Raw genomic sequence first — 22,956 nt, 5'->3', positions numbered from 1 at the left:
AAAATGATAAGACAGAAACGAGATAATGATTATGAAAATGACAGAACTTCACCATCTGCTGGAACAGCATCCGGCAACTGAGATCCAAATTCAGTCTCACCATGAAGGTGTGTACTTCACAGTAGAGATCTCCCACAACGAAGAAACCTACCGCCTGCATGGACATAAAGATAAGCCTTTGGTTTTTCGTGATGAAGAATCAGCGCGCAATATGTTGCAACAAGTCGGGATAGAGCATGTTAAGTCACGTCGTATCCTTTCTCACTTTTCAGCCCTGGCGCAACCAGTCGTAAGTTCGGGATGGCGTGCGCAGATTGCCTGAAGCATATTATTTCGAGGCTGAAGCTCCTTCTTCCGGGGTTGTATCGAAATAAACCTCCCAGCTATTTTTTTTTATTCCTCAGGACACGTTATCATATCAGCACCGTATAAGAGCCTCAGATGCTGAGCGACTTTCTTAGGTTACGAACAGAGCTTACAGAAAGGGCAATAGAGCAGGGTTTATGTGTTGATACAGGGAATAACGATGTCCGATGCTATCTTGGCTGCGAAAGCGCCTTCAGCTGCCACTGAGTCTTCTGCAGGCAGTGATTCAAACCTTTCACAGGGTGTACTTCTGGTTAATTTGGGTACACCTGATGCACCTACTCCTGCAGCTGTTAAGCGTTACCTCGCTGAGTTCTTACATGATCATCGTGTCGTCGATCTGACGCGCTGGTTATGGTGCCCTATCCTGCATGGTGTAATTCTTCAGGTGCGCCCTAAGCGAGTGGCTAAAGCTTATGCAGAGGTCTGGACTGATAGTGGCTCACCATTACTGGCGATCAGTCGTCAGCAGCAGCTCGCTGTTCAGAAAGAGCTTAACCATCGTGGTTTTGGTTTGCCTGTGGAGCTTGCCATGACATATGGCAACCCATCCATATCTTCCGCTCTGCAGTCCCTGGATCATCAGGGTGTGGAGGAGGTGATTGTTCTGCCGCTCTACCCGCAGTATTCCGCGACAACGACCGGGGCTGTGTTTGATAAGCTGGCGAGGGTGATTGCTAAACGACCTGAATTTCCCGGGATCAGCTTTATCCGAGACTATTACCGTCGTGAAGGATATCTGGATGCATTGGCACAATCAGTGAAAGATCATTGGCAGGAGCATGGTAGAGGGGAGCGACTGCTGATCTCCTTCCACGGTATTCCAAAACGTTATGCTGATAATGGCGATCCTTATCCACAGCATTGTCATTATACTGCTGAGCAGTTGGCTGCAAGGCTTGGCCTGAAAGAGGCTGAGTGGCTGTGCAGCTTTCAGTCCCGTTTTGGCCGGGAGGAATGGCTGCAGCCTTATACTGATAAGACTTTGGAGCAGTGGGGGAAAGAGATTCGTCAGGTTGATGTGATCTGCCCGGCTTTTGCGGCGGATTGTCTGGAAACTCTGGAAGAGATTCAGGTGGAGAACCGGGATATTTTTTGTACAGCTGGAGGCGAGCAGCTGAGTTATATTCCGGCGCTGAATGATAGACACGATCACATTGCTTTTTTAGCGGATCTTATTCAGCAGAAGATCACCGTATAGGGTTCTGTTGACGACCGAATATACAGAAAGCTCCGTCGCCTATTGGGCATCGGAGCTTTTTTTGAGTATACAGGTAACAGGCCTATAGCTTGTCTGATGATGGCTCAATCAAAACAGCCGGGAAAGCAGTGCGGTAACAGCTGTCTCTACCCTTAGTATACGTTCACCCAGGTGTACAGGTTGCAGGCCAGCCTCTGTCAGTTTTTCCACTTCGTAAGGAATGAATCCTCCCTCAGGGCCTATTGCAAGAGTTGTTTCCTCAGTTAGCCCTCTGGGGCAGGCGTCAGGGCTGCCAGGGTGAGCAACTAAACCACGGGTTCCGGTAACCATTTCCGGTAAACGATCTTCGACAAAGGGCTTAAACTGGGTCTCCAGAAGCACCTCCGGTAGTACGGTATCTTTAGCCTGCTCAAGCCCCAGAATCAGATTGTCACGAATTTTCTCCGGGCTGACCTCCGGTGACATCCAGTAGCTCTTTTCTACCCGCTGGCTGTGCAGAAGAATCAGACGTTTCACGCCCAGGGTGCTGATATGTTGCAGAGATCTGGCCAGCATGCGAGGCCGGGGCAAAGCCAGGATCAGCGTCAGAGGCAGAGGGGCGGGCGGTTGCTGATCAAAAGTGGTTCTCAGAACAACGCCTTTATCATCTGACTGCAAAACAACCCCTGATCCCATCAACTGGTTCATGCGCCCAATCTTAAGCTGATCGCCGATGTTCGCCCGGTGAACCTTTTGTATGTGTTGTGCTCTGTAATCATTCAGGCGAACTTTATCTTCACTGATAAAGTCTGACTCATATAGTAAGATTAAATTCATCATCATACCCTGCGTTAGAAGCAGGCATCATAATCTGCTTAACCGTCAATGCAAGTCTGTTTGCTGGTCTGCGGCTGTTAATGCCGCTGATGCATTCTGGCCTGACTGACAGGCTAAAGTATCCAGAAATAATTATAAAAGAGAGAGCGTTATGGGTGAGTATCTGCAGCAACTGGTTCAGGATGATAAGCCAGCTTTAGTTTATGTCATGGATCCAATGTGCAGCTGGTGCTGGGCATTCAAGCCCGTGCTGGCTGAAATCCGTGCAGCGTTTCCGCAACTGGGTTATTACACCCTTGCCGGGGGATTGGCCCCTGATAGTAATGAGCCTATGTCGGCTTCTCAGAAAGAACAGATCTCCGGGATATGGCGAAAGATTGAATCTACTGTTGGCACTACATTCAATCATGATTTCTGGCAGCAGTGTCAGCCCAGGCGTTCGACCTATCCAGCTTGTAGGGCGCTTATACTTGCCCGTCATGAGAAAAAAGAGGATGCAATGATTGCGGCCATCCAGCAGGCTTATTATCTGGAGGCAAAGAATCCTTCAGATACGGATACCCTGGTTACCTGCGCCCAGGAGATCGGTATGGATCCTGTAGCATTTGAGGAAGCACTACTCAGTGAGAAGACGAATAAAGCACTGGAGGATGAGTTGGCATTTAATCATCAATTAGGTGTACGTAGCTTTCCGACTTTGATTTTGAAGCAAGAGGGTCAGTGGTTTGAGATCGGTTTGGACTATAAAGATGCTGACGTGATGATCCAGCAGATCCAGACCCGATGGAGTCCTGCTTAAGTTTATGCATCAAATCATCCTGCCTAAGAGCTAGTCGTTTTAAGGCTGCCTGCATCTTGCTGTGTAGCCTTGCCCCCCTCTTTCCAGAGGCTCTCATCTGTTATTGAGCCAATTAGTCATGGCTTAGGAATTCTGAAATAAAATTATTAGTATTAATAATTGATAGAGGGCAGCTTTGGAGATAAATCGGTTACTCATCTGGTATCGCTTTATCAATCAGGAAAGCTAAATAGAGCTAGCTTTCCATGGCTTTATAAGCCTCTGCTTTATAGATGGTTGTATGGGTTGAACTAAGGTATTAGTAATCTTAAATATTCCGAATGTTTTATACCTTATAGTCTAAGGCCTTGCTATGTTATCTGGTTTTTGAGGCTGCACCTGGTTTTATCATCTGAATTTCCCTTTGTTTAAATTTATTTTTTTCTGAAAAAATATCAGTATTAGTAAATATTATTTTTTCCTAGTAATCAGACAATATTATGCTTTCTTTGTTTAGAGTGGGTTATTGCTTTTTCTTAGTTTTGCTATTTTTTAATTATTAAAGGTATAATATAGGCATGATTTTCTCCAGAGTTTTATTGTGTGTCTTTTTGTAATTTTTTATATGCTTTGTTTTATCTGACGAGGTAGGCAATATGTATCCAAAGGGGTGTTTATTTCGTGAGAGATTACTCAAGGCGGTTGGACAACTATTATTGCTATTACTACCTTTAACCGCGTTTGCTCATGACTCTGCTAATGCCCATATCACGCTTACAGAGCCAGAACGTCAGTGGCTGCAACAAAGGGATAGTTTGATTACTGTGGGGATTGCATTTGTCCCTCCCCATACGCTGACTCAGGATGGAAATGGCGATTATCACGGGGTTGCGATGGACTTTTTGTCGTTGCTTGAAGATAGGTTGCCGTTAGAGTTCAAAACTCAGTTTTACCCTTCTTATGGTGCTTTATTAAAGGGCGCTGAAGCGGGAGAAGTGGATATGGTTTTTGCTGCGTCCTCAACGCCGGAGCGACAAAAATACCTGCTGTTTACTTCGCCTTATACCTTTTTGTCCAATAAGATTTTTGTAAGAAAAACCAGTCAGAGCTATAAAACCCTAGATGATTTGTCAGGTAAGCTTGTTGCTGTTATTCAGGGGACTGCAGTTGCAGAGCATCTGCGCCTTTTTAAACCGGATATTAAGACGTTGGAGTTAAAAAACTCCCGTGACCTGATGCTGGCACTATCATCGGGTAATGTCGATGCTGCGATCTCTGTAGTGGCAAGTGCCTGGTGGCATATAAAACGTGAAGGTATCAGCAATCTGGATGTCAGCGGTGATACGGATTTCAGTTACGCTGTACGCTTTGGAGTCAATGATGCACTGCCTCTTCTGGTCGATGTGCTGGAAAAAGGTCTTTACAGCATTAGCAGTAATGAGAAAGACGATATTCATCGTCGCTGGCTGCATCCTGAACGATCGGGTGTTATCAATAAGGATTTGGTGTATCGCTACGGAAGTATTATTTTTGCGGTTTTAATTGTTGCTCTTCTGTTATTCGGTTTTTTCTCTATCCGACGCTTACGCCGTGAGGTGGCTCAACGACAGGAAGTAGAGGCCGCCTTGAGAATTAGTGAAGAGAGATTCGAATTGGCGATACGAGGTACCAATGATGGTATCTGGGACTGGAATACCGAAACTGATGCACTTTATTTAGCTCCTCGCTTTCTGGAAATCCTGGGATACAGGGCCCCTGATGATGGCCTGGAGTGGCGCGGTACGGAAACCTGGCTGGAACGTATTCATCCAAAAGACCAGCAAAAGGTTCGCTCCGCAGTGCGGGAACATATTAAAAACCATGAATTACTGGATATTCGTTATCGTGTTCGGGGACAGCATGAGAACTGGTTGTGGATCAGGATGCGTGGTCAGGCTCAGTGGAACTCGGCAGGGCGCGCAATCCGTATTTGTGGCTCTATCATGGATATTACTGAAAGCAAGCGTTCCGAGGATGAAGTGCGACGCCTGGCTTATTTCGACCAATTGACTGGTGTGGCCAATCGTGAGCAGTTCAAACTTATCCTGCAAAGAGCTGTGCATAAGCTGAACACCCAAGGAGGGCCCTTTGCTGTTATGCTCGTGGACTTGGATCACTTCAAGCAGGTTAATGATTCACTAGGACATCGAATCGGAGATATGCTTCTTTGTCGTGTCGCAGAGCTGATTAAAGCTGCTTTACCTTCTTCTAGTCACCTTGGCCGACTGGATGGTGATGAGTTTGCTGTATTGCTGGATACCCCTGTTGATGATGTTGAAGTCATCGATAGGGTTGAGCATCTCCTGAAAGCGCTGAGCCAGCCAATGGCGCTTGATGGACATGATCTTAGACTCTCTGCCAGTATCGGGATCTCATACTGGACGGAGGGGGCAGCTACGATTGAGCAGGCGATGGAGTATGCAGATATTGCCTTGTCAGAAGTAAAACGCAAGCAGCGAGGCAGCTACCGTTTTCATGAAAACCGTATGAGCCAGCGTATTTATGAAAACACCTTGCTGGCTAAAGATCTTGAGAAAGCCCCGCATAACGATGAACTTTTTCTGGTATTCCAGCCGCAGGTTGCCCTACAACGGCAGACGGTTATCGGTTGTGAAGCTTTGCTTCGCTGGCGGCACCCGGACCGAGGGGTAATTTCTCCGGCAGTTTTTATCCCTCTTGCAGAAGAACGAGGCCTGATTCATCAGGTTGGACGCTGGGTTTTATATGAATCCTGTCGTCAGGCAAGAAGCTGGTTGGATCAGGGCATCAGTTTTGGTGGTGTCGGGGTTAATATTTCTTCTTTGCAGCTATTGGCGCAGGGTTTTTTTGAACAGGTTAAGGATGCTTTGGAGCTGCATCAGCTTCCGGGGAGCTTACTGGAACTTGAGATTACAGAAACCGTACTGGTCCAGGATATCCATCAGGCAGAATTAGTGATGAATCAACTTCGTGCTTTGGGTATTCGCTTTTCTATTGATGACTTTGGTACTGGCTATTCATCATTACTGTATCTGCAACGATTGCCAATCGGTCGACTGAAACTGGCTCAGGAGTTTGTGCGGGATACACTTCTTTCCTCTGGTTCACAGGGACAAAATGAAGCGGTTGTTGCTGCTGCTTTGCAGCTGGGCAAGAATCTTAATATACCTGTGATCGCTGAAGGCATTGAGACCTTTGCCCAGTTCGATTGGTTAAGGGAAAAGGGGTGCGATGAGGGTCAGGGATATCTCTTTGCTAAGCCCATGATGGCCTCAGACTTCGGTACCTTTGTGCACGATGTGGAATCATACGGTATTTTGCCGCAACCAGCTGAGTCCGCCAGCACTGAGGTTAAAGCACATTAGCCTACAAGGTTACTTCCTTGTGCCAGAAGTAAGTATAAGGGCTGCTGACGATTTGCAGCCCTTATAATCTATTGTTGTTAAAATGTTCGACTTAACGGTCAATGGCTTCCGCAATGGCCTGGCTCAGCCTTCCAAGGTTACCGTCATTAATGCCGGCAATATTGATCCGGCCTGAGTCTACTGCGTAGATGGCGTACTTGTCCTTCAGGTATTTTACTTCGTCTCTGCTCAGCCCCGAATATGAAAACATACCTTTCTGGGCCGCAATAAAGCTGAAGTCGCGTTCATCGGACAGGGCGCTCAGATTTTTAACCAGTTCTGTACGCATGCGATGAATACGGGTACGCATCTCTGATAACTCAGTCTCCCACTGCTGGCGCAAAGCCTGATCAGACAGGATGGTGGTCACAATGGCAGCTCCGTGGGCCGGAGGGTTTGAATAGTTTGCTCTAATGCAATTACACGCCTGGGAGAAAACATTATTGCAATGTTCAGGCTCGGCTGCGACTACGCTCAAAGCCCCGATACGCTCGTTATAAAGGCCAAAATTTTTCGAACAGGATGTGGTGATCAGAGCTTCGGGAGACTTTTCCAGAATCAGTTTTAAACCCTGTACATCTTCTTCTAAACCGTCACCAAAGCCCTGGTATGCGCAATCAATTAACGGAAGCAGAGCGCGCTCTGCGACAAGATCGCTGATTTGCTGCCATTGCTCCAGAGTCGGATCGATTCCTGTTGGGTTATGACAGCTGGCGTGGAGCAAAATCACATCGCCGGATGGTATTTCATGGATTGCAGCCAGCATATTCTCAAAAGCAAGGGCGTTTTGCTGAGCGTCATAATAAGGGTAGGTACGTACTTCAATACCTGCTCCGGCGAAGACGTGAAAATGGTTGGACCATGTAGGGTCACTCACCCAGATTTTTGCGTTTGGATTCAGTGCGTTGATCAGGTCGCCAGCTACCCGAAGAGCACCTGTCCCGCCAGGTGTCTGAGTCGTTGCAATGCGCTTTTCACGGATCAGATTATGCTGGTCACCTAGCATCAGAGATTGCAGGAGTGGCGCTAACTCAGGGGCTCCTGCCGGGCCGATATAGCCCTTGCTTTGTTCGTTTTCCAGAATCAGTGCTTCTGCTTTTTTTACAGCTGGCAGAATCGGTGTCAGGCCTGCATCATCCTTGTATACGCCAACGCCAAGATCAATTTTTGCAGGTGTGGGGTCTTTCTTAAATTCCATCATGAGTGCCAGCAAGGCATCACCGGGAATGGCTTTTACATTTTCAAACATGGAGGGCTCCAAAGCAGAAAGGGTATAACAATATTTTTGTTTTGATCCGTGAGCACAGACGTGAAGGCTCAATATAACAGCTTGATATTAACGTCTTTTTCGATTGATTTTAGGTGTCGAGTAATGAGAGTAATCGGGTTAAATCCAGTAAGCCTGTAAATTATTTTATACGGCAGGGGAGAGAGTTTGCAGCACGCATGCTCAGGCTATAATAGCTGTATGGAAAAAGTTACGGGCCAGAGGCCTGGGAGGATAAATTATTAGCTAAGTGTGAAGCCCAGTGACTTTTTGTTAGTCCACTGGGCACAGGGTTGCTTTTTTAGCAAACATTGCACAATTTATTGGTGTATGCCTGTACCGACTTCAAGCTCATCAAGCCAGTCGAGAAAGCGCTGAACATCGCGCCCTTTGAATATGGCTCCATGCTGAGGTGCCATATACTCAATATCAAGCTGGCGCACGCGGCGAACCCAATCCTTCTTTGCCCGATTAGATGGCATCCAGCGCTGGTGGAACAGGCGCATTTTTTCAACATGAGCGTCGAAGTCTTCAACAAATAACGGAGCACCGTCGGGCAGAAGCGCGGCACCAATATCTCCGCTCATCAGGATTTTTGCCTGGGGGTCATACACGCTGAAATTGCCGGAGGAATGCATGTAATGCGCTGGAATAAACTGCAGCTCAATATCATCCAGCCGAATACTTTTACCTTCGTCCGGTAATGGGTTGTAGCGAATGCTGTTGCAGCCGAAATGACGAAGGAAGCCTTCCCATAGCCAGGGGGCGTATAGCTCGGCGTGGGGTAATGTTTTATCCCATAACCCGAGGGAAGAGATAATATCCGGATCCTGATGGGAGGCAAACAAGTGGGTAATTTGGTTAACCGGAACATGATGAACAACGGCCGCCAGCATAGCAGAAAATAACTCAATACCACCCGGGTCCAGCATAATGGTATGGTTAGTGGTCTTGATCATATATTGGTTGGTATCAATGATTTTACTCGGACGCTCTTCATCCCGCCCAAAAACCAACCATTCATGGCTACGTCCTTCGTGAAGCTTTACAACTTTCATATTTGAATCCGTTTTACTTTATTGCTTCCCTGGAGAAGGGCCGCGTAAAAATGTGGATGATTTACTGCCTTAACGTTCCAGTGAACGCCGGCATTTGGTTGCTATATGTTTAATTCGATTAGCGGCTTTTTCCAGCTTCACAACAATGCCTTCAAGGCTTGCCTGGTAGCTGTCAGCGGCGGTAGCAGCTTCAAGCCGGGAGGTTGCCGTGACAACATTTGCGGCCAGCATACGGGACTCAATCTCATCAAGCAGCTCGAACAGCTTTCTCATATGGCGCTTTAACTGAACAGCCTGCTGGTGGTGCTGGTTGGACGCTTCTCTTGCCATCGGGTCAAGGGTTTCCACATAAAGCGCAGTTGAAGCTTTTTGTTGGGCTTTGGCAAAACGGATATTAGCATCGGAGCTGTGTAGCTCGTTCAGGGAGGTTCTGGATAAAACCAGTGCCTCCCGATTGATTTCCTTGACCAGCAAAATGGTGTCGTTTGCTAATTCAACCATGAAATCAGTGATGGGCTTAAAAGTACGGACATTGTCACCAGCCCTGGCAACTAATGCCTTTGCATTCATCGCTTCCAGAGAAATATTCTTTGCTTCGGTGAGAACTTCGCTTAACTCTGCTGCAACGGTGGCGGCATTGATAAAAAAGTGTGCACTGTTCTTACTTCTGGATCGCATCGCAAACACCATGGGCAGGCTATTGAGTAAATGAGGACTTAAAACTAGCTCAATTATGGTGAGCCTGCCAAGAGATAACAACCATTTGCTACAGCAATGAGCATGAAAAAAGTGTGTGAATATAACAGGAGCCGGTAGGGGCGTCACTTATCGGACTTTTTATAAAAATGGCGGGTTTTAATCGGTTTTTCAGCAAAAAGTAGTGTTTTTTTGGGTTAAAAGCACAATAAAGCGGTTTTTATTGTGAGACGAAAGTATTATTCTTTGTCAGGGTCTGACGCTTTAAGGATCTGAAGCTCAGAAAAATAATAAATACGCCCACGGCATAAATAATATGACCAAAGGGTAGGCAATCACAAGTTGCTTTAAAATTAGGTGCTGTTATGTCGAAGCAGTCATTTGCATTAAATAGTCGATTACTGCGCCCGGTAATCATCGCTATTATATTTCTCGCAGGTATACAGACCCTGCTGACTATTTTTTTGACTACCTCTGGTGGTAAAAACCTTATCTCGGATATTCGCAGTCGTCTGAGTGTTGAAAATGGCAAAGTTTCTGATGAGCTCCAGGCTGCGAGTGAAGGCGTGCAGGCGCAAATATCCCGTATGACACAAAGTGTCTCCGATGATCTTTCTGCAAAGTTGCAGCTGCAACTGGAGCAGGAAAAGAAGGCGACAGTGGCTTTACTTGAATCTTCGCTTATGGAGACATCCCGGAATATGGCGGTGCTGCTGGCAGCTGTCTCACCTCAGGCGATCTGGGATCGTGATACACCGCAGTTAACGCAATACGTGAAAATGGCACATGAAAGTGAACATGTGGTTTTTGCCGGTTTTTATGACGGCTATGGTAAACGTCTGACTCGCTACTTGAACCGCAAAAGCGATCTGGTTAAAGAGCTGATGAAAACAGGTGATGGCGATAATACACTGAGCCGGATTGTAGATGCGGCAAAGAAACATGAACGCCTGATTGTGATTGAGCAGCCTATTAATCCGAACGGAGCGGTCATTGGCCAGCTTGTTTTGGGTGTGAGCCGTGACTCGGTGATTCAGGGTACTCAGAAAATGGAGTCGGGCTTCAATGCCTTGATAGATCAGAGTATTTCTTCGGTAAAGGCAAGTATTGATAGTGGTGGTGCCCAGTCTGTAGCTGAGCTTTTGAAACGCCTGGACAGCATTCAGAGAAATAACGACTCGGCCCGGGAAAGTATTGGCAAGAGCATTGAGAGCTCTTCCGATGAGTTGGTGACTCATATGACATTAGTGTCTGTGATCAGTGCGCTGGTACTTGTGGTTGTACTGGTGATTGTACTTTCCGTTCGCTTATTACGCCGGGTTAATGTACTGACCGATGCCTTGGAGGATCTATCCGCCGGAGAGGGGGACCTTACCCGTAGGATCAAAGTGTCGGGCAATGATGAAATTACTGAGATGGCGGATAAGGTGAATCACTTTGTTGTAGCGATACAAATGATCATCAATGATGTACAGCAGCTATCCCGTCATACCACTGATGTCGTTTCGACGATGCATAAAGGCACGCTACAGGCTTCTGAGGCTACCGAAAGACAGCAGGGAGCCGCTTCCGACGCATCATCGTCTGTGGCTTATATTGCCGAGAGTGTTTCTGAGGAGAGTAAAAGTGTTGCCGAAACACTTAAAAACGTTGACAGAATTCGTGAGGAAACGACTCAGAGCTCGGTGATTTCCCGGCAGGTGCGCCATGATATTGAGGTTTTGGTAACAGATGTTGAGAACACTGCGGAAGTAATCAATAGTTTGGCCTCGCAAAGTGACCAGATTGGCGATGTACTGGATATGATTAAATCTATCGCAGAGCAAACCAATCTTTTGGCGCTGAACGCTGCTATTGAAGCAGCCCGGGCGGGGGAAACCGGGCGTGGTTTTGCGGTTGTTGCAGATGAGGTTCGTATGCTGGCCAGTAAAACCCAGCAATCAACAGAAGATATTGAACAGCAGATCATCGAGCTTCAATCCGGCACTCAAAAAGCAGTTCAGGCGATCAATAATGCCAGTGAAATTGCCCGGAACAGCATTGAAGGCATGCGTCAGTCTGATGAACGTCTGGCAACGGTCAGTGCCTCTGTGGATAACTTGCACCGTATGTTTGAAGAGATCACGGATATGACATCGGATCAGTCGTCACGTGCTCAGAGCATGACCCATGCGCTGGAGCAGATTGTAGCTGAAGCTAAAATGACTTTTGAGGTTGTCGATCATGCTGCAGCAACCAGTAGAGAGCTTGAGTCCCTGGTGAATGAACTGGACCAAAAGGTAGAGCGTTTCAAGGTTTAGCATCGGTTTTAACCGAGAATAGCATTAAAAAGCCGCTGCATTCTTATCAGAAGTAGCGGCTTTTTTATCTTTAATCAGCGGTATTGTGCTATCTGATGATTACAGTAGCTCAACAGCGACCGCTGTTGCTTCGCCGCCGCCAATACACAGCGAAGCGATACCACGTTTTTTGCCTTCCTGTTGCAAGGCATGCATCAGAGTAACCAGAATACGGGAGCCAGTGGAGCCAATCGGGTGGCCTTGAGCACAGGCTCCACCATAGATATTCACCTTTTCTGACGGGATATTAAGGCCATCAATCGCCAGCATGGTGACGATGGCAAAGGCCTCGTTGATCTCGAACAGGTCTACATCATCGATCGACCAGCCCGCTTTATCCAGAACCTTCTGAATGGAGCCGATAGGCGCTAGGGTAAACTCTGATGGTTGCATCGAGTGAGTAGCATGGGCAACAAAGCGTGCCATAGGTTTCAGGCCACGCTTTTCAGCTTCGGACTCACGCATGAGTACCAGAGCAGATGCACCGTCTGAGATCGAGCTGGAATTAGCTGCTGTTACCGTACCGTCTTTCGTAAATGCGGGTCGCAGAGAAGGAATTTTATCAATATTCGCGTTATGGGGCTGTTCATCATCAGCAATGACTGTTTCGCCTTTACGGCTGGATACCGTGACGGGAGCCGTTTCCGCTTTCAGTTTACCGTTATCAATCGCCGCCATGGCTTTCTTAAGGGATGCAATGGCAAAATTATCCATCGCCTCACGGGTGTAGCCACGATCATCGGCGATCTCCTGAGCAAATACGCCCATCAGCTTGCCGGTGCGGGCATCTTCCAGACCATCAAGGAACATATGGTCTTTAACCTCGCCATGACCCAGGCGCATACCGCTGCGGGCTTTTGTCATCAGGTAAGGCGCATTACTCATGCTCTCCATACCACCGGCAACCATAATATCGTTGCTGCCTGCTTTAATCAGGTCATGTGCCAGCATAGCGGCTTTCATACCTGAACCGCACAGTTTATTGACAGTGGTCGCACCAGTGGAAACAGGAATATCAGCCCCCATCATGGCCTGACGGGCAGGCCCCTGGCCAAGACTTGCCGGAAGAACACAACCCATAATCACTTCCTGAATATCTTCAGGCTTAAGGTTGGCGCGATCAACCGCATCGGCGATAGCAACACTGCCAAGTTGAGGTGCTGTCAGAGAGCTCAGGCTGCCCATCATGCCACCCATTGGGGTGCGTGCCCCGGAAACGATTACCACTGCATCTTCTTTCATGCTTGAACCTCTTTTTGTTATTGATCCTGAGACAGGTGCGCATTGCTCTGTGATTTTATCTCCCTAATATTTGACCGCTTTAGGGGGATTGTGGTTAATTTGGTAGCCATTAACCAAAAACCAAGCAAGCGCTAGATTTGAAATGACTCTAACTAATAATTCAAAACGACGCAAGGAACTGGTAGCCATCGCCGCTCGTCTGTTCTGTGAGCAAGGCTACGAACGAACAACGGTGCGTATGTTGGCTGATGCCATGGGCATTAAGTCCGGCAGTCTTTTTCATCACTTTAACGACAAACAGGAAATATTGTGTGCGGTTATACAGGATGGTATGGAAAGCGCCATGACCATTGCGGATCAGGCACTGGAGGGTCTTACTCAGCCGAAAGAGCGGTTTAAAGCTCTGGCCAGAGCGCACCTTAGTACCTTGTTGAATGACAGAAATGCCCATGTCGTTGCTCTGTATGAGTGGCGCAGCCTGACAGATGAGTCTCTGAGCGTATTGATTGATATGCGTGATCGGTATGAGCAGCTGTGGCAGCAGGTTATAGATGATTGTGTCGAGACAGGTCTGATCAAAGGTGATCAGCCGCTGATTCGTCGCTTTGCCCTGGGAGCCTTAAACTGGACGGTTCAGTGGTACGATGCTGACGGTGAAAAGACACCAGATGATCTTGCTCAGGCCTTAGGTGAGCTGATTGGTCTGGGGTGAGGCTGACTCCGTCGCCTGTTTTTGTTTGCAGATCAGAGTCTTGCCAGCGTTTTAAGGTGCTCTAGAAAAACAGAGTCCTGCTTTTAATCCACCCCTTAACAGAAAAATGCATTTTAAGGGCTTGCGCGACTGCTTCAGGATCGCTAAATTGTTATAAAACCGAGCGCTTGCTAGTTAATAGTTGAGCGCTTTTTTTGAAGTGACTAGGTTACGTTTACGTAAACTGTGAAGTTGTCGTTTTTCCATAAAAAATGATACCTGTAAATAAAAACCGGTTGCTCGCCACGAATAAAAATAATCAGGCATTGGATATTCGGAGATCCGTCATGACAGCTAACAAAGATCAAAAAATAAACCCTATGATAAGTTCTGCTGCTGAGAAGCAGCATTTTGCCGCCTTTATGGCTGATTTTTCTATGGATCAGATTGAGACTCAGTTTATTGGGAGTCTCAAAGAGGGATTTAATGCCTGCATAGAGTGCTGCGATAAGCAGGTTCTGGCAGGGCGCGGCGATGAAGTTGGCCTTTTCTGTGAAGCTGCAGACGGTTCCGGTTCGACTCATACCTGGGCTGAGTTGCAGGCTAAATCAGCTCAGTTTGCAAATTTTCTGGCATCTCAGGGCGTAAAAGCAGGAGATCGCATCTCCTGTATGCTTCCCCGAACTGCGGACCTTTTGGTTGTGGTGTTGGGCACATGGCGTATCGGCGCGGTTTATCAGCCGTTATTTACCGCTTTTGGCTATGAAGCAATTGAATATCGCATTACTCAGTGTGATGCAAAAGTAGTGGTCACTGATGCGGCTAATCGTCATAAGTTTGACCAGGTGAAGGGGTTACCAACTGTTGTCCAGGTTTGTGGGAGTGAAGCAGAAGCTAAAACTAAAGGTGATCTGCATTTTGCTACAGTCATGGCAGCGCAAAGCAATCAGTTTGAGCCTGTTGTTCTGAATGCTGATCAACCCTTTCTGCAGATGTTCACCTCAGGTACTGTCGGCAAATCCAAAGGCGTTGCTGTGCCGTTAAAAGCGCTGTTGGGTTTCTATATTTATATGAAATACGCCATCGGCCTGGATCAGGATGATAAGTACTGGAATGTGGCTGATCCCGGCTGGGCTTATGGTCTTTATTATGCCATTACCGGTCCGTTATGCATGGGGGTGGCAACGCATTTCAATGAGGCAGGCTTTACCACCGAAAATACCTACGAAATGCTGGAAAAATATCAGATCACGAACCTTGCGGCGGCACCGACGGCTTACCGCATGATGATGGCCAGTGATGCACATAATGAGATGAAGCCTAAGCTGTTATTGCGCCGTGCCAGCTCTGCTGGTGAGCCGCTAAGCCCGGAGGTTGTTAACTGGGTGGGTGATGTACTGGGTTGTCCTGTTATGGATCACTATGGTCAGACTGAAACTGGCATGACCTGCTGTAACCACCATGCTTTGGAGCACAATGTGCATATTGGTGCGATGGGATATGCACTGCCGGGTTATCGTGTTGTGGCTCTGGATGCGGACTACAATGAAGTCAGTGCTGGCGAAGAGGGGCAGTTTGCAGTGGATATGGAAAATTCACCGGCATTTTTCTTCCAAGGCTACACCTGGCAGGAGAAGAAACCCTTCCATGGCAAGTATTACTTAACCGGCGATATGGTCTTTGAAAACCGTGATGGTTGTTTCCAGTTTAGCGGTCGAGATGACGACATCATTACCACTGCCGGCTATCGCGTCGGGCCAGCTGATGTCGAAGGTACAGTACTGGAGCATGAGGCTGTAGCAGAAAGTGCTGCCGTGGGTAAACCTGATGCTAAGCGTGGTCATATCATCAAATCTTTTGTTGTGCTGCGTGATGGTTATGAGCCTTCAGCTGAACTGGTGCAGGATATTCAGAATCTGGTTCGTGAGCGGCTGTCGACTCACGCCTTCCCGCGGGAAATTGAGTTTGTTGATGAGCTGCCCAAGACTCCAAGTGGCAAGATTCAGCGCTTTATACTTCGCAAACAGGCTGAAGATGAAGCGGCAACTGCATAGCTTATAGCTTTACGGCTCGTAACTTTTGCATTCATCGTTTTGTAGGTCGGGCTTTAGCCCGACATGCTATCGCGGCAAAGACAAACTATTTTGGCTACCATGCCGAGCGTGGGAGCCTGTTAAGAGTCAACTCGTTCCCACGCCCGACGTGGCAACGTAAACGTGAGAGAAACTCCATGAAAATTTCAGGAAAAACCTTTCTGGTCACTGGCGCTGCTTCAGGTTTAGGCGAAGCGACAACCCGCAGTCTGATCGAGCAGGGAGCTAATGTGGTACTGGCTGATATCAACAAGGCCGGTGTCGAGCTAGCAGCGGAGCTGGGTCAGGCGGCAAGTTTTATCGCCACTGATATTACCTCGGAAGAGGATGTGCAAAACGCCGTTAATTTAGCCGTTGAGTCATACGGTGCCCTGCACGGTGTTGTTCACTGCGCCGGTATTGTTGTTGTACAAAAACTGTTGGATCGTGAGTTGAATCCAGCCTCTCTTGAGCTGTTTGCTAAAGGCGTGAATATCAACTTAGTGGGTACATTTAATGTGAACCGACTGGCTGCTCAGGCGATGGCTAAAAATGAGCCTCTGGCGGATAACGAACGCGGCATTATTATCAACACAGCTTCTATTGCCGCCTTTGATGGTCAGGTTGGTCAGGCCTCTTACGCCTCATCTAAAGCGGGTGTTGCCGGTATGGCGCTGCCTCTAGCCCGTGAACTCTCCCGTCATGGTATCCGGGTGATGACACTGGCACCGGGGGTATTTGAAACACCAATGATGAGCGATATTCCCGACGAAGCTGTTGAGGCTTTGGGTAACTCAGTACCTTTCCCTAAACGCTTAGGTAAGCCTGCAGAGTTTGCAGCAATGGCCTGTCATATTATTGAAAATACCATGCTGAACGGCGAGGTGATCCGCTTGGATGGTGCCATTCGTATGGTTTGAACCATATTGAATATGCCGCTTAATTTGAAGAATTGAGGAAGACCGCGATGCAGATGGCATTAACCGAAGAGCAGCAGATGATTCAGGATATGGCGCGTAAATTCGCCGAAACAGAACTGGAGCCAGTGGCTGCAGAACTGGATCAGACTGGCAATAGAGAGACTCTGTTATCCAACCTGAAAAAGCTTTCAGATCTGGGCTTCATGGGGCTGAATGTAAAAGCGGAATATGGCGGCTCTGAAGCCGGTGTGGTTGCTTTTAGCGTTGCGATGACAGAAATTGCCCGGGCCTGTGCCTCCACCGCCGTTACCATGTCGGTAACCAATATGGTGGCCGAAGTGATTCAGGAAGTGGGTAACGAAGAGCAGCGCCAGAAGTATATTCCTAAAATATGCAGTGGCGAATTTGCTGCAGGTAGCTTCTGTTTAAGTGAAGCTAATGCGGGATCAGATCCTTCCGGTATGCGTGCCAGTGCCATTAAAGATGGCGAAGACTGGGTGATCAACGGTGCTAAGCAGTGGATCAGTAGCGCTGAATATGCCGGTGTTTTTGTGGTCTGGGCGGTGACAGATAAAGATGCTCCTAAAGGTAAGGGCATCTCCTGCTTTTTGGTTGATGCAGATAATCCTGGTATTACCATCAGCAAAGCAGAGGATAAAATGGGCCAAAAGGCCTCCGCTACCAACGAGGTTGTATTTGATAACTGCCGTGTACCGGACTCTGCCATTATGGGCAAGTTGAATGATGGTTTCCGTATTGCCGTGGCAGAACTGGCAGGGGGGCGCATTGGTATCGGTTCTCTGGCGCTAGGCATCGGCAGTGCAGCTATAGACTACGCGGCGCGCTACACCAAAGAACGGGAACAGTTTGGTAAGCCACTGGCTGCTTTTCAGGGATTACAGTGGATGATGGCGGATCATTATACCGAATTGGAAGCAGCGCGTTTGTTGCTGATGAGTGCGGCCTGGAAAAAAGAGCAAGGTCTACCTTTTGCCAAAGAAGCCTCGATGGCCAAACTCTATGCCACTGAAAAAGCCAATACCGCCTGCTACAGTGCTCTACAGCTTATGGGTGGCAACGGCTACGTCAAAGAGTACCCACTGGAGCGCTTTGCCCGGGACGCCCGTGTCACCACTATTTATGAAGGTACTAGCGAAATCCAACGAGTGATTATCGCAAGGGAAATTCTGAAGGAGCTGGGTTGAACCCGGAGCTCAATCATTAACGTGTACCATTGACCGCCTTCGGGCGGTTTTTTTATGCCTGGGAAAAGCGGCAAACTACTTCCTTTTAAAGTACTTCTTTCTGTTTTATGTTTTTTTTAAATATTTATCTATTTGTTTTTTAAGGTTTTTTTTATTTGGCACGATGTTTGTATCTATAAGGGCAAAGCAAACAGGTAGGGCAAATTATGACCGCAATCAGTTTTAAAAACGCTCTGGGTATTCATCCCGATGCTCTTCGTGTGCGCACGGAACGCTCTGAGATTCTGGCAAACAATATTGCCAACTCAGATACACCGGGTTTTAAAGCGCGGGATCTGGATTTTAAAGGAATTCTGCGCGGCGAATATGAGAGTCGTGATCGCATGGAGCTGAATCGTACCAATGCGCGTCATATACCTGCCGAAGCCGTTGTGACAGAGAGCTCGCTGAAGTATCGGATTCCGACTCAGCCTGCTGTTGATGGCAATACGGTAGAAACTGATATTGAGCAGGCACAATATGCCCGTAACTCTCTTGAATTTCAGTCAAGCTTTACCTTTTTGAATAGTAAGTTCAAAGGGTTAAGCAAAGCGCTGAGGAGTGAATAATTATGTCTTTAGGCAAGGTTTTTAATATCGCAGGTAGCGGAATGAGTGCTCAGACACTTCGTCTGAATACCACCGCCAGTAATATGGCGAACGCGCAAAGTGTCAGCAGTAGTGTTGATGAGACTTACCGGGCCCGTAAGGCAGTTTTTGCTCCTATGCTGGAAAATTATAAGCAGGGTGAGTTAGGTAATCCCGTGACCAGTTTTGACCCCAGAGATAGTGCCGGTGAAGGTGTTTTAGTTCGCGGTATCGTAGAAAGTGATGCCCCGCTTCAGCGCCGTTTTGAACCGGATCATCCGATGGCTAACGAAGAAGGTTATGTGTTCTACCCTAACGTTAATGTTGTGGAAGAGATGGCGGATATGCTGTCTGCTTCTCGCTCATTTCAAACCAATGTTGAAGTCATGAATACTGCAAAAACAATGATGCAGCGTGTTCTGACGTTAGGCCAGTAAGCGAGGTAGCGGATCATGGCGGTAAATACGAATAGTGAGTTCTGGGCAAATAATAGCATTGATGCTGTTAAGCAGGCCGAAGCAGCAGCTAATGCAGCTAAAAGTAATGAGATGGGTAAAGATGAGTTTATGAAACTCATGATTGCACAAATGAATAACCAGGATCCGTTAGAGCCCCAGGGTAATGCGGAATATATGGCGCAGTTATCTCAACTTTCGATGGTTGAGGGTATTCAGAACCTGAATACCGTAACTGAAGGCTTTATCACCTCGCTGCAGTCCTCTCAGGCGCTACAGGCTTCTGCTTTGGTGGGGCGAAAAGTTCAGATTCAATCTAATATCGGTAATCTTGTTGAGGGTGGAAGTTTCACAGGCAGTGTTTTCCTATCTTCCAGTGCGAATAACCTGGATATGATGATTGTGGATAATAATGGCCAGGTGCTAAAGACCGTCGATACCAGTCAGTACCGTAATGAATCAGGTGTTTTTTCAGAAGGCCGGATTGATTTTGAATGGGATGGCGTCATGGATAATGGTGAGCCAGCTCAACCGGGTTTGTATCAGGTGATTTCAAGTGCTGAGATTAATGGTCAGTCACTCGGTCTTACAACCTATACCAACGCTAATGTGAACAGCGTCACTATCGCTAATGGCGGTGAAGTGTGGCTAAACCTTGCCGGTGAAGGCTCGATCGCATTAAGCGAAGTGAATGAATTTTTCTAAATTTAGAAAGTAAGGATTAAGGATTATGAGCACATTCAGTCTTGGTATTTCTGGCCTGTCAGCGGCTAAAAAACACTTGGATACCGTTGGTAATAATATTGCTAACGCCAGTACAGTAGGTTTTAAAAAATCCCGTGCAGAGTTTGCGGATGTTTACGCAACATCTGGTATGGGGTCTACATCAAATCAGACAGGTAATGGTGTCCAGGTTACCAATATCTCGCAACAGTTTTCTCAGGGCGGGACATCCTTTACCCAGAGAAGCCTTGATATGGCGATTGATGGTAACGGCTTCTTTGTTGTTGAGGCGGGTAACGGTGAAATCAATTACACCCGGGCAGGTATGTTTGGTGTAGATAAAGATGGTTATGTTGTAACCAATACGGATTATAAGCTTCAGGGATACCCTGCTAATGCCAATGGTGATGGTATTGCTGTTGGTGCTATTGATGATATCTTTATCCCACAGGCGAACATCTCGCCGAATGCGACCTCTGAAGTTGATGTTGCCTTTAATCTGGACTCCCGTGCAGATGCGCCGACTAACTATATTTTTGACCCGAATGATTCAGATACTTATACCCATCTGTATCCGTCGGTCGTTTATGACACCTTGGGTAACTCCCATACAATGACCCAGTACTTCGTCAAGCAGCCGCCTTATCTGCCGGAGTATGGTGAGCCAACCCGGGCGATTCAAACCCTGATTGGTGCTGCCAAACATGGCCTGACGGGTGCGCTGAATCCTGTTAGTTATCCTGTATCTGACGATGGTTATCGGTTTCCAGGTGATGCGGACGGTCAGGATGATACCGCGGCTGCAGGTGTGGGCTCTCCGGGCAATACGGGGGATGGTGTCCTGGATGCTGATATTGCGGCTATATTGCCACCAACGTTTTCAGCAGACTTTGCAGCTGCTCCGCCATTGGCGACTGACACCACTCTGGCGGCGGATCAAGATCGTGGAACTCGTTTGGAGCAAATAAAAACAGCTCTTCAGGATATGGTTGATGCTAGCACAGGACGTACCAAAGAGTTTTATGAGGATGCCTACAAGGCTCTTGATGACTTTCTTCCGGTCGTCCCAAGCTCAGGTGTGTCTAATGCTGTTTTTGAAGATGCACTGACAGAGCTTAATGGCGTGATCTCTGGCGGCCAACGGGCTTACGCGGGTATTGATACCATTGCTGGTGATTTGCGTATGGCGGTTATGACAACGCTTGTACCTCCTGCCGACCCTCTGACGGCAGAAATCAATATGACTAATGTGCCTTTGCCTGCGGCGGCTTCAGACTATGAGGATGTTTACCGTCAAATGCTGGATGCGCTTGAAGTAGAGCGAGATGCCAACACCGGTACAGAAGAAGGTGGTGTTTATCAGTTGGCACTGAACGTATTGCAAGATGTAGAGCTGGATTGGTTTGACCTTGCTTCGGCTCAGGAGTCCATGGTTAAAGTAATGTCTGCTTTTGAATCTGAAGCAGCAGATAACCGCTGGCATATGCATGTAACGGTTGATGGTGAAAAGGTGACGGATGCCAACGAAAATACTCCGGACTATTTCTCTTTTAACTTCACGGAGTTCGGTGTTTTGGATGAGCCGTTGAAAACTATGGCGATCAAAGACTGGGTGCCTAAAGATGGTACCGGTAATCAGAATGGTTCTGATGAACCTCAGATCTTTGAAATTGATCTGACCGGGACTACCCAGTTTGCGGGCTCTTTTGGAGCAACCTCTCTGGCTCAGGATGGCTATGCAACAGGTGAGTTGGCAGGGCTGGATATTGATGATGCGGGCATGATCATTGCCAGTTATACCAACAGCCAGACGAAACTGGTAGGACAGGTTGCTTTGGCTAACTTCCGTAACCAGCAAGGTCTGACCCCGGTTGGCGGTACCATGTGGGCTGAGTCCACTAAGTCGGGTGATCCGGTTGTTAATGCCCCTGGTGTGGGGATTGCCGGTAACATTACATCTAAAGCTCTTGAAGATTCAAATGTTGATCTTTCAGAAGAGCTGGTTGAGATGATTATTGCTCAGCGTGATTACCAGGCAAATGCTAAAACTCTGCAAACAGCTGATACGCTGACTCAGACGATTATCAACCTGCGATAAGCAGCGTTTCGTAACTTTATAAGCCTCTCCCAGGAGAGGCTTTTTTAATTTTCCCTGCTTGACCTCATGAAAGTCACTTCTGGCATAGGGCTTGCATTTACTTAGGTAATTGTAAGCCCTTTGCCGTTTTTGGCGCCTCAAACAGAGTGCGGAAAAGAAAAAGCGGCAAAGGCTCACCCTATTGATGTTGTCCCATGACGCTTAGTCAAATGGATAATAATGAGGTAACCCACTATGGATAAAGCGCTTTATATTGCGATGACCGGTGCCAAACATAACATGATGGCGCAAACGGCTCGGGCAAATAATCTGGCTAATGCTAATACGACGGGCTTTAAAGCCGACTTTGAACAGTCACGGGCTATGCCGGTATTTGGTGAGCATTTTCCAACTCGTGTTTACGCTCTGACAGAGCGTCCCGCCACGGATATGCAAAGTGGTGCTTTTATTCAGACTGACCGTGCTCTGGATATTGCTATTCAGGGTGATGGTTGGATTGCTGTGCAGTCTAATACCGGTGATGAAGCTTATACGCGATCAGGTGAGATGGTTGTTGATCCGAATGGAATTCTGCGTACCGGAAAAGGTCTTCCGGTAATGGGTGAAGGGGGGCCGGTTGTGATTCCTCCGGCGTCTCATGTTGAGATTGGTGTGGATGGGGTTATCTCTGTTCAGGCTCAGGGAGCGGAAGCGAATGAGCTGGTTCAGGTGGACCGTATTAAGCTGGTCAACCCGGATAAGCAGCAGATGGAGAAGGGCTTGGATGGCCTGATGCGTTTGCGCTCGGGTGAGCCCGCTGAGACTGATGCTTTTGTAACAGTAGAGTCCGGTTTTCTTGAGTCGAGTAATGTGAATGCGGCTCAGGAATTAATTAGTATTCTTTCACTGACGCGTCAGTACGAGATGCAGACTAAAATGATGAAAACCGTTGATGAAAACTCGGCTGCGGCCGCTTCTGTTATGCGCATGAGCTAACTAAAA

General features: G+C 47.6%; 19 protein-coding genes. 14 read left to right on the top strand and 5 right to left on the bottom strand.

The features are described 5' to 3' along the window. The first annotated feature begins 37 nt into the window (after nt 1–37). Both BTA35_RS03765 and hemH read left to right on the top strand, forming a co-directional pair. A complete protein-coding gene (locus BTA35_RS03765; RefSeq protein WP_139363608.1) occupies nt 38–322 on the top strand; it encodes a DUF6482 family protein in 285 nt (94 codons plus the stop codon). 204 nt (nt 323–526) lie between these two features. Then, nucleotides 527–1,567 (top strand): ferrochelatase, encoded by a 1,041-nt coding sequence (gene hemH, locus BTA35_RS03760; protein ID WP_077243057.1) that lies wholly within the window; start codon nt 527–529, stop codon nt 1,565–1,567. 108 nt (nt 1,568–1,675) lie between these two features. Here the strand turns inward: hemH and BTA35_RS03755 are convergent, their stop codons facing one another. Then, nucleotides 1,676–2,383 carry a 16S rRNA (uracil(1498)-N(3))-methyltransferase gene (locus BTA35_RS03755; protein WP_077243056.1) on the bottom strand — a complete coding sequence of 236 codons (708 nt, stop codon included), beginning with the start codon at nt 2,381–2,383 and terminating at the stop codon, nt 1,676–1,678. Nucleotides 2,384–2,534: 151 nt separating this feature from the next. On the opposite strand from BTA35_RS03755, the gene BTA35_RS03750 reads away from it, so the two are divergent. Both BTA35_RS03750 and BTA35_RS03745 read left to right on the top strand, forming a co-directional pair. Continuing rightward, nucleotides 2,535–3,182: a DsbA family protein gene (locus BTA35_RS03750; protein ID WP_077243055.1), complete on the top strand. Its 648-nt coding sequence runs from the start codon at nt 2,535–2,537 to the stop codon at nt 3,180–3,182. 635 nt (nt 3,183–3,817) lie between these two features. Next, entirely contained in the window at nt 3,818–6,544 is a 2,727-nt protein-coding gene (locus BTA35_RS03745) for an EAL domain-containing protein (protein WP_077243054.1), read from the top strand. Between the two features lie 91 nt (nt 6,545–6,635). On the opposite strand, the gene BTA35_RS03740 is transcribed toward BTA35_RS03745, so the two are convergent. The 3 genes from BTA35_RS03740 to BTA35_RS03730 form a co-directional block, all read right to left on the bottom strand. Continuing rightward, nucleotides 6,636–7,832, bottom strand: coding sequence for an amino acid aminotransferase (locus BTA35_RS03740; RefSeq protein ID WP_077243053.1), 1,197 nt, complete (start codon nt 7,830–7,832; stop codon nt 6,636–6,638). A gap of 338 nt (nt 7,833–8,170) precedes the next feature. Then, a complete protein-coding gene (locus BTA35_RS03735; protein WP_077243052.1) occupies nt 8,171–8,908 on the bottom strand; it encodes an oxygen-binding di-iron domain-containing protein in 738 nt (245 codons plus the stop codon). Nucleotides 8,909–8,977: 69 nt separating this feature from the next. Beyond that, on the bottom strand, nt 8,978–9,586 hold the full coding sequence (locus BTA35_RS03730; protein WP_077243051.1) for a hypothetical protein: 609 nt from the start codon (nt 9,584–9,586) through the stop codon (nt 8,978–8,980). A 383-nt stretch (nt 9,587–9,969) separates the two neighbouring features. Between BTA35_RS03730 and BTA35_RS03725 the strand changes: the two genes are divergently transcribed. Further along, nucleotides 9,970–11,904, top strand: a complete 1,935-nt coding sequence (locus BTA35_RS03725) for a methyl-accepting chemotaxis protein (protein WP_077243050.1) — start codon at nt 9,970–9,972, stop codon at nt 11,902–11,904. Between the two features lie 99 nt (nt 11,905–12,003). Here the strand turns inward: BTA35_RS03725 and BTA35_RS03720 are convergent, their stop codons facing one another. Then, nucleotides 12,004–13,185: an acetyl-CoA C-acyltransferase gene (locus BTA35_RS03720; protein WP_077243049.1), complete on the bottom strand. Its 1,182-nt coding sequence runs from the start codon at nt 13,183–13,185 to the stop codon at nt 12,004–12,006. 142 nt (nt 13,186–13,327) lie between these two features. Between BTA35_RS03720 and BTA35_RS03715 the strand changes: the two genes are divergently transcribed. The 9 genes from BTA35_RS03715 (at nt 13,328) to BTA35_RS03675 (ending at nt 22,950) form a co-directional block, all read left to right on the top strand. Then, complete coding sequence (locus BTA35_RS03715; RefSeq protein ID WP_077243048.1) at nt 13,328–13,897, top strand: TetR/AcrR family transcriptional regulator; 570 nt, start codon at nt 13,328–13,330, stop codon at nt 13,895–13,897. Between the two features lie 326 nt (nt 13,898–14,223). Then, nucleotides 14,224–15,930 (top strand): AMP-binding protein, encoded by a 1,707-nt coding sequence (locus tag BTA35_RS03710; RefSeq protein ID WP_430522264.1) that lies wholly within the window; start codon nt 14,224–14,226, stop codon nt 15,928–15,930. 176 nt (nt 15,931–16,106) lie between these two features. After that, nucleotides 16,107–16,868 (top strand): 3-hydroxyacyl-CoA dehydrogenase, encoded by a 762-nt coding sequence (locus tag BTA35_RS03705; RefSeq protein WP_077243047.1) that lies wholly within the window; start codon nt 16,107–16,109, stop codon nt 16,866–16,868. A 47-nt stretch (nt 16,869–16,915) separates the two neighbouring features. After that, complete coding sequence (locus tag BTA35_RS03700; RefSeq protein ID WP_077243046.1) at nt 16,916–18,073, top strand: acyl-CoA dehydrogenase family protein; 1,158 nt, start codon at nt 16,916–16,918, stop codon at nt 18,071–18,073. A 206-nt stretch (nt 18,074–18,279) separates the two neighbouring features. Further along, complete coding sequence (flgB, locus tag BTA35_RS03695; RefSeq protein ID WP_077243045.1) at nt 18,280–18,681, top strand: flagellar basal body rod protein FlgB; 402 nt, start codon at nt 18,280–18,282, stop codon at nt 18,679–18,681. Nucleotides 18,682–18,683: 2 nt separating this feature from the next. Next, nucleotides 18,684–19,136: a flagellar basal body rod protein FlgC gene (flgC, locus tag BTA35_RS03690; RefSeq protein WP_077243044.1), complete on the top strand. Its 453-nt coding sequence runs from the start codon at nt 18,684–18,686 to the stop codon at nt 19,134–19,136. A gap of 15 nt (nt 19,137–19,151) precedes the next feature. Next, nucleotides 19,152–19,859 (top strand): flagellar hook assembly protein FlgD, encoded by a 708-nt coding sequence (locus BTA35_RS03685; protein WP_077243043.1) that lies wholly within the window; start codon nt 19,152–19,154, stop codon nt 19,857–19,859. Nucleotides 19,860–19,884: 25 nt separating this feature from the next. Then, complete coding sequence (locus BTA35_RS03680; RefSeq protein ID WP_077243042.1) at nt 19,885–21,975, top strand: flagellar hook-basal body complex protein; 2,091 nt, start codon at nt 19,885–19,887, stop codon at nt 21,973–21,975. A 234-nt stretch (nt 21,976–22,209) separates the two neighbouring features. Beyond that, complete coding sequence (locus tag BTA35_RS03675) at nt 22,210–22,950, top strand: flagellar basal body rod protein FlgF (RefSeq protein WP_077243041.1); 741 nt, start codon at nt 22,210–22,212, stop codon at nt 22,948–22,950. Nucleotides 22,951–22,956 lie beyond the last annotated feature (6 nt).

Origin of the sequence: Oceanospirillum linum, assembly GCF_001995095.2 — a bacterium.
Taxonomy (GTDB): Bacteria; Pseudomonadota; Gammaproteobacteria; order Pseudomonadales; family Halomonadaceae; genus Oceanospirillum; species Oceanospirillum linum.
Note: the sequence above shows the minus strand (reverse complement) of the source record. Positions and strands in the feature narration are given on the sequence as shown.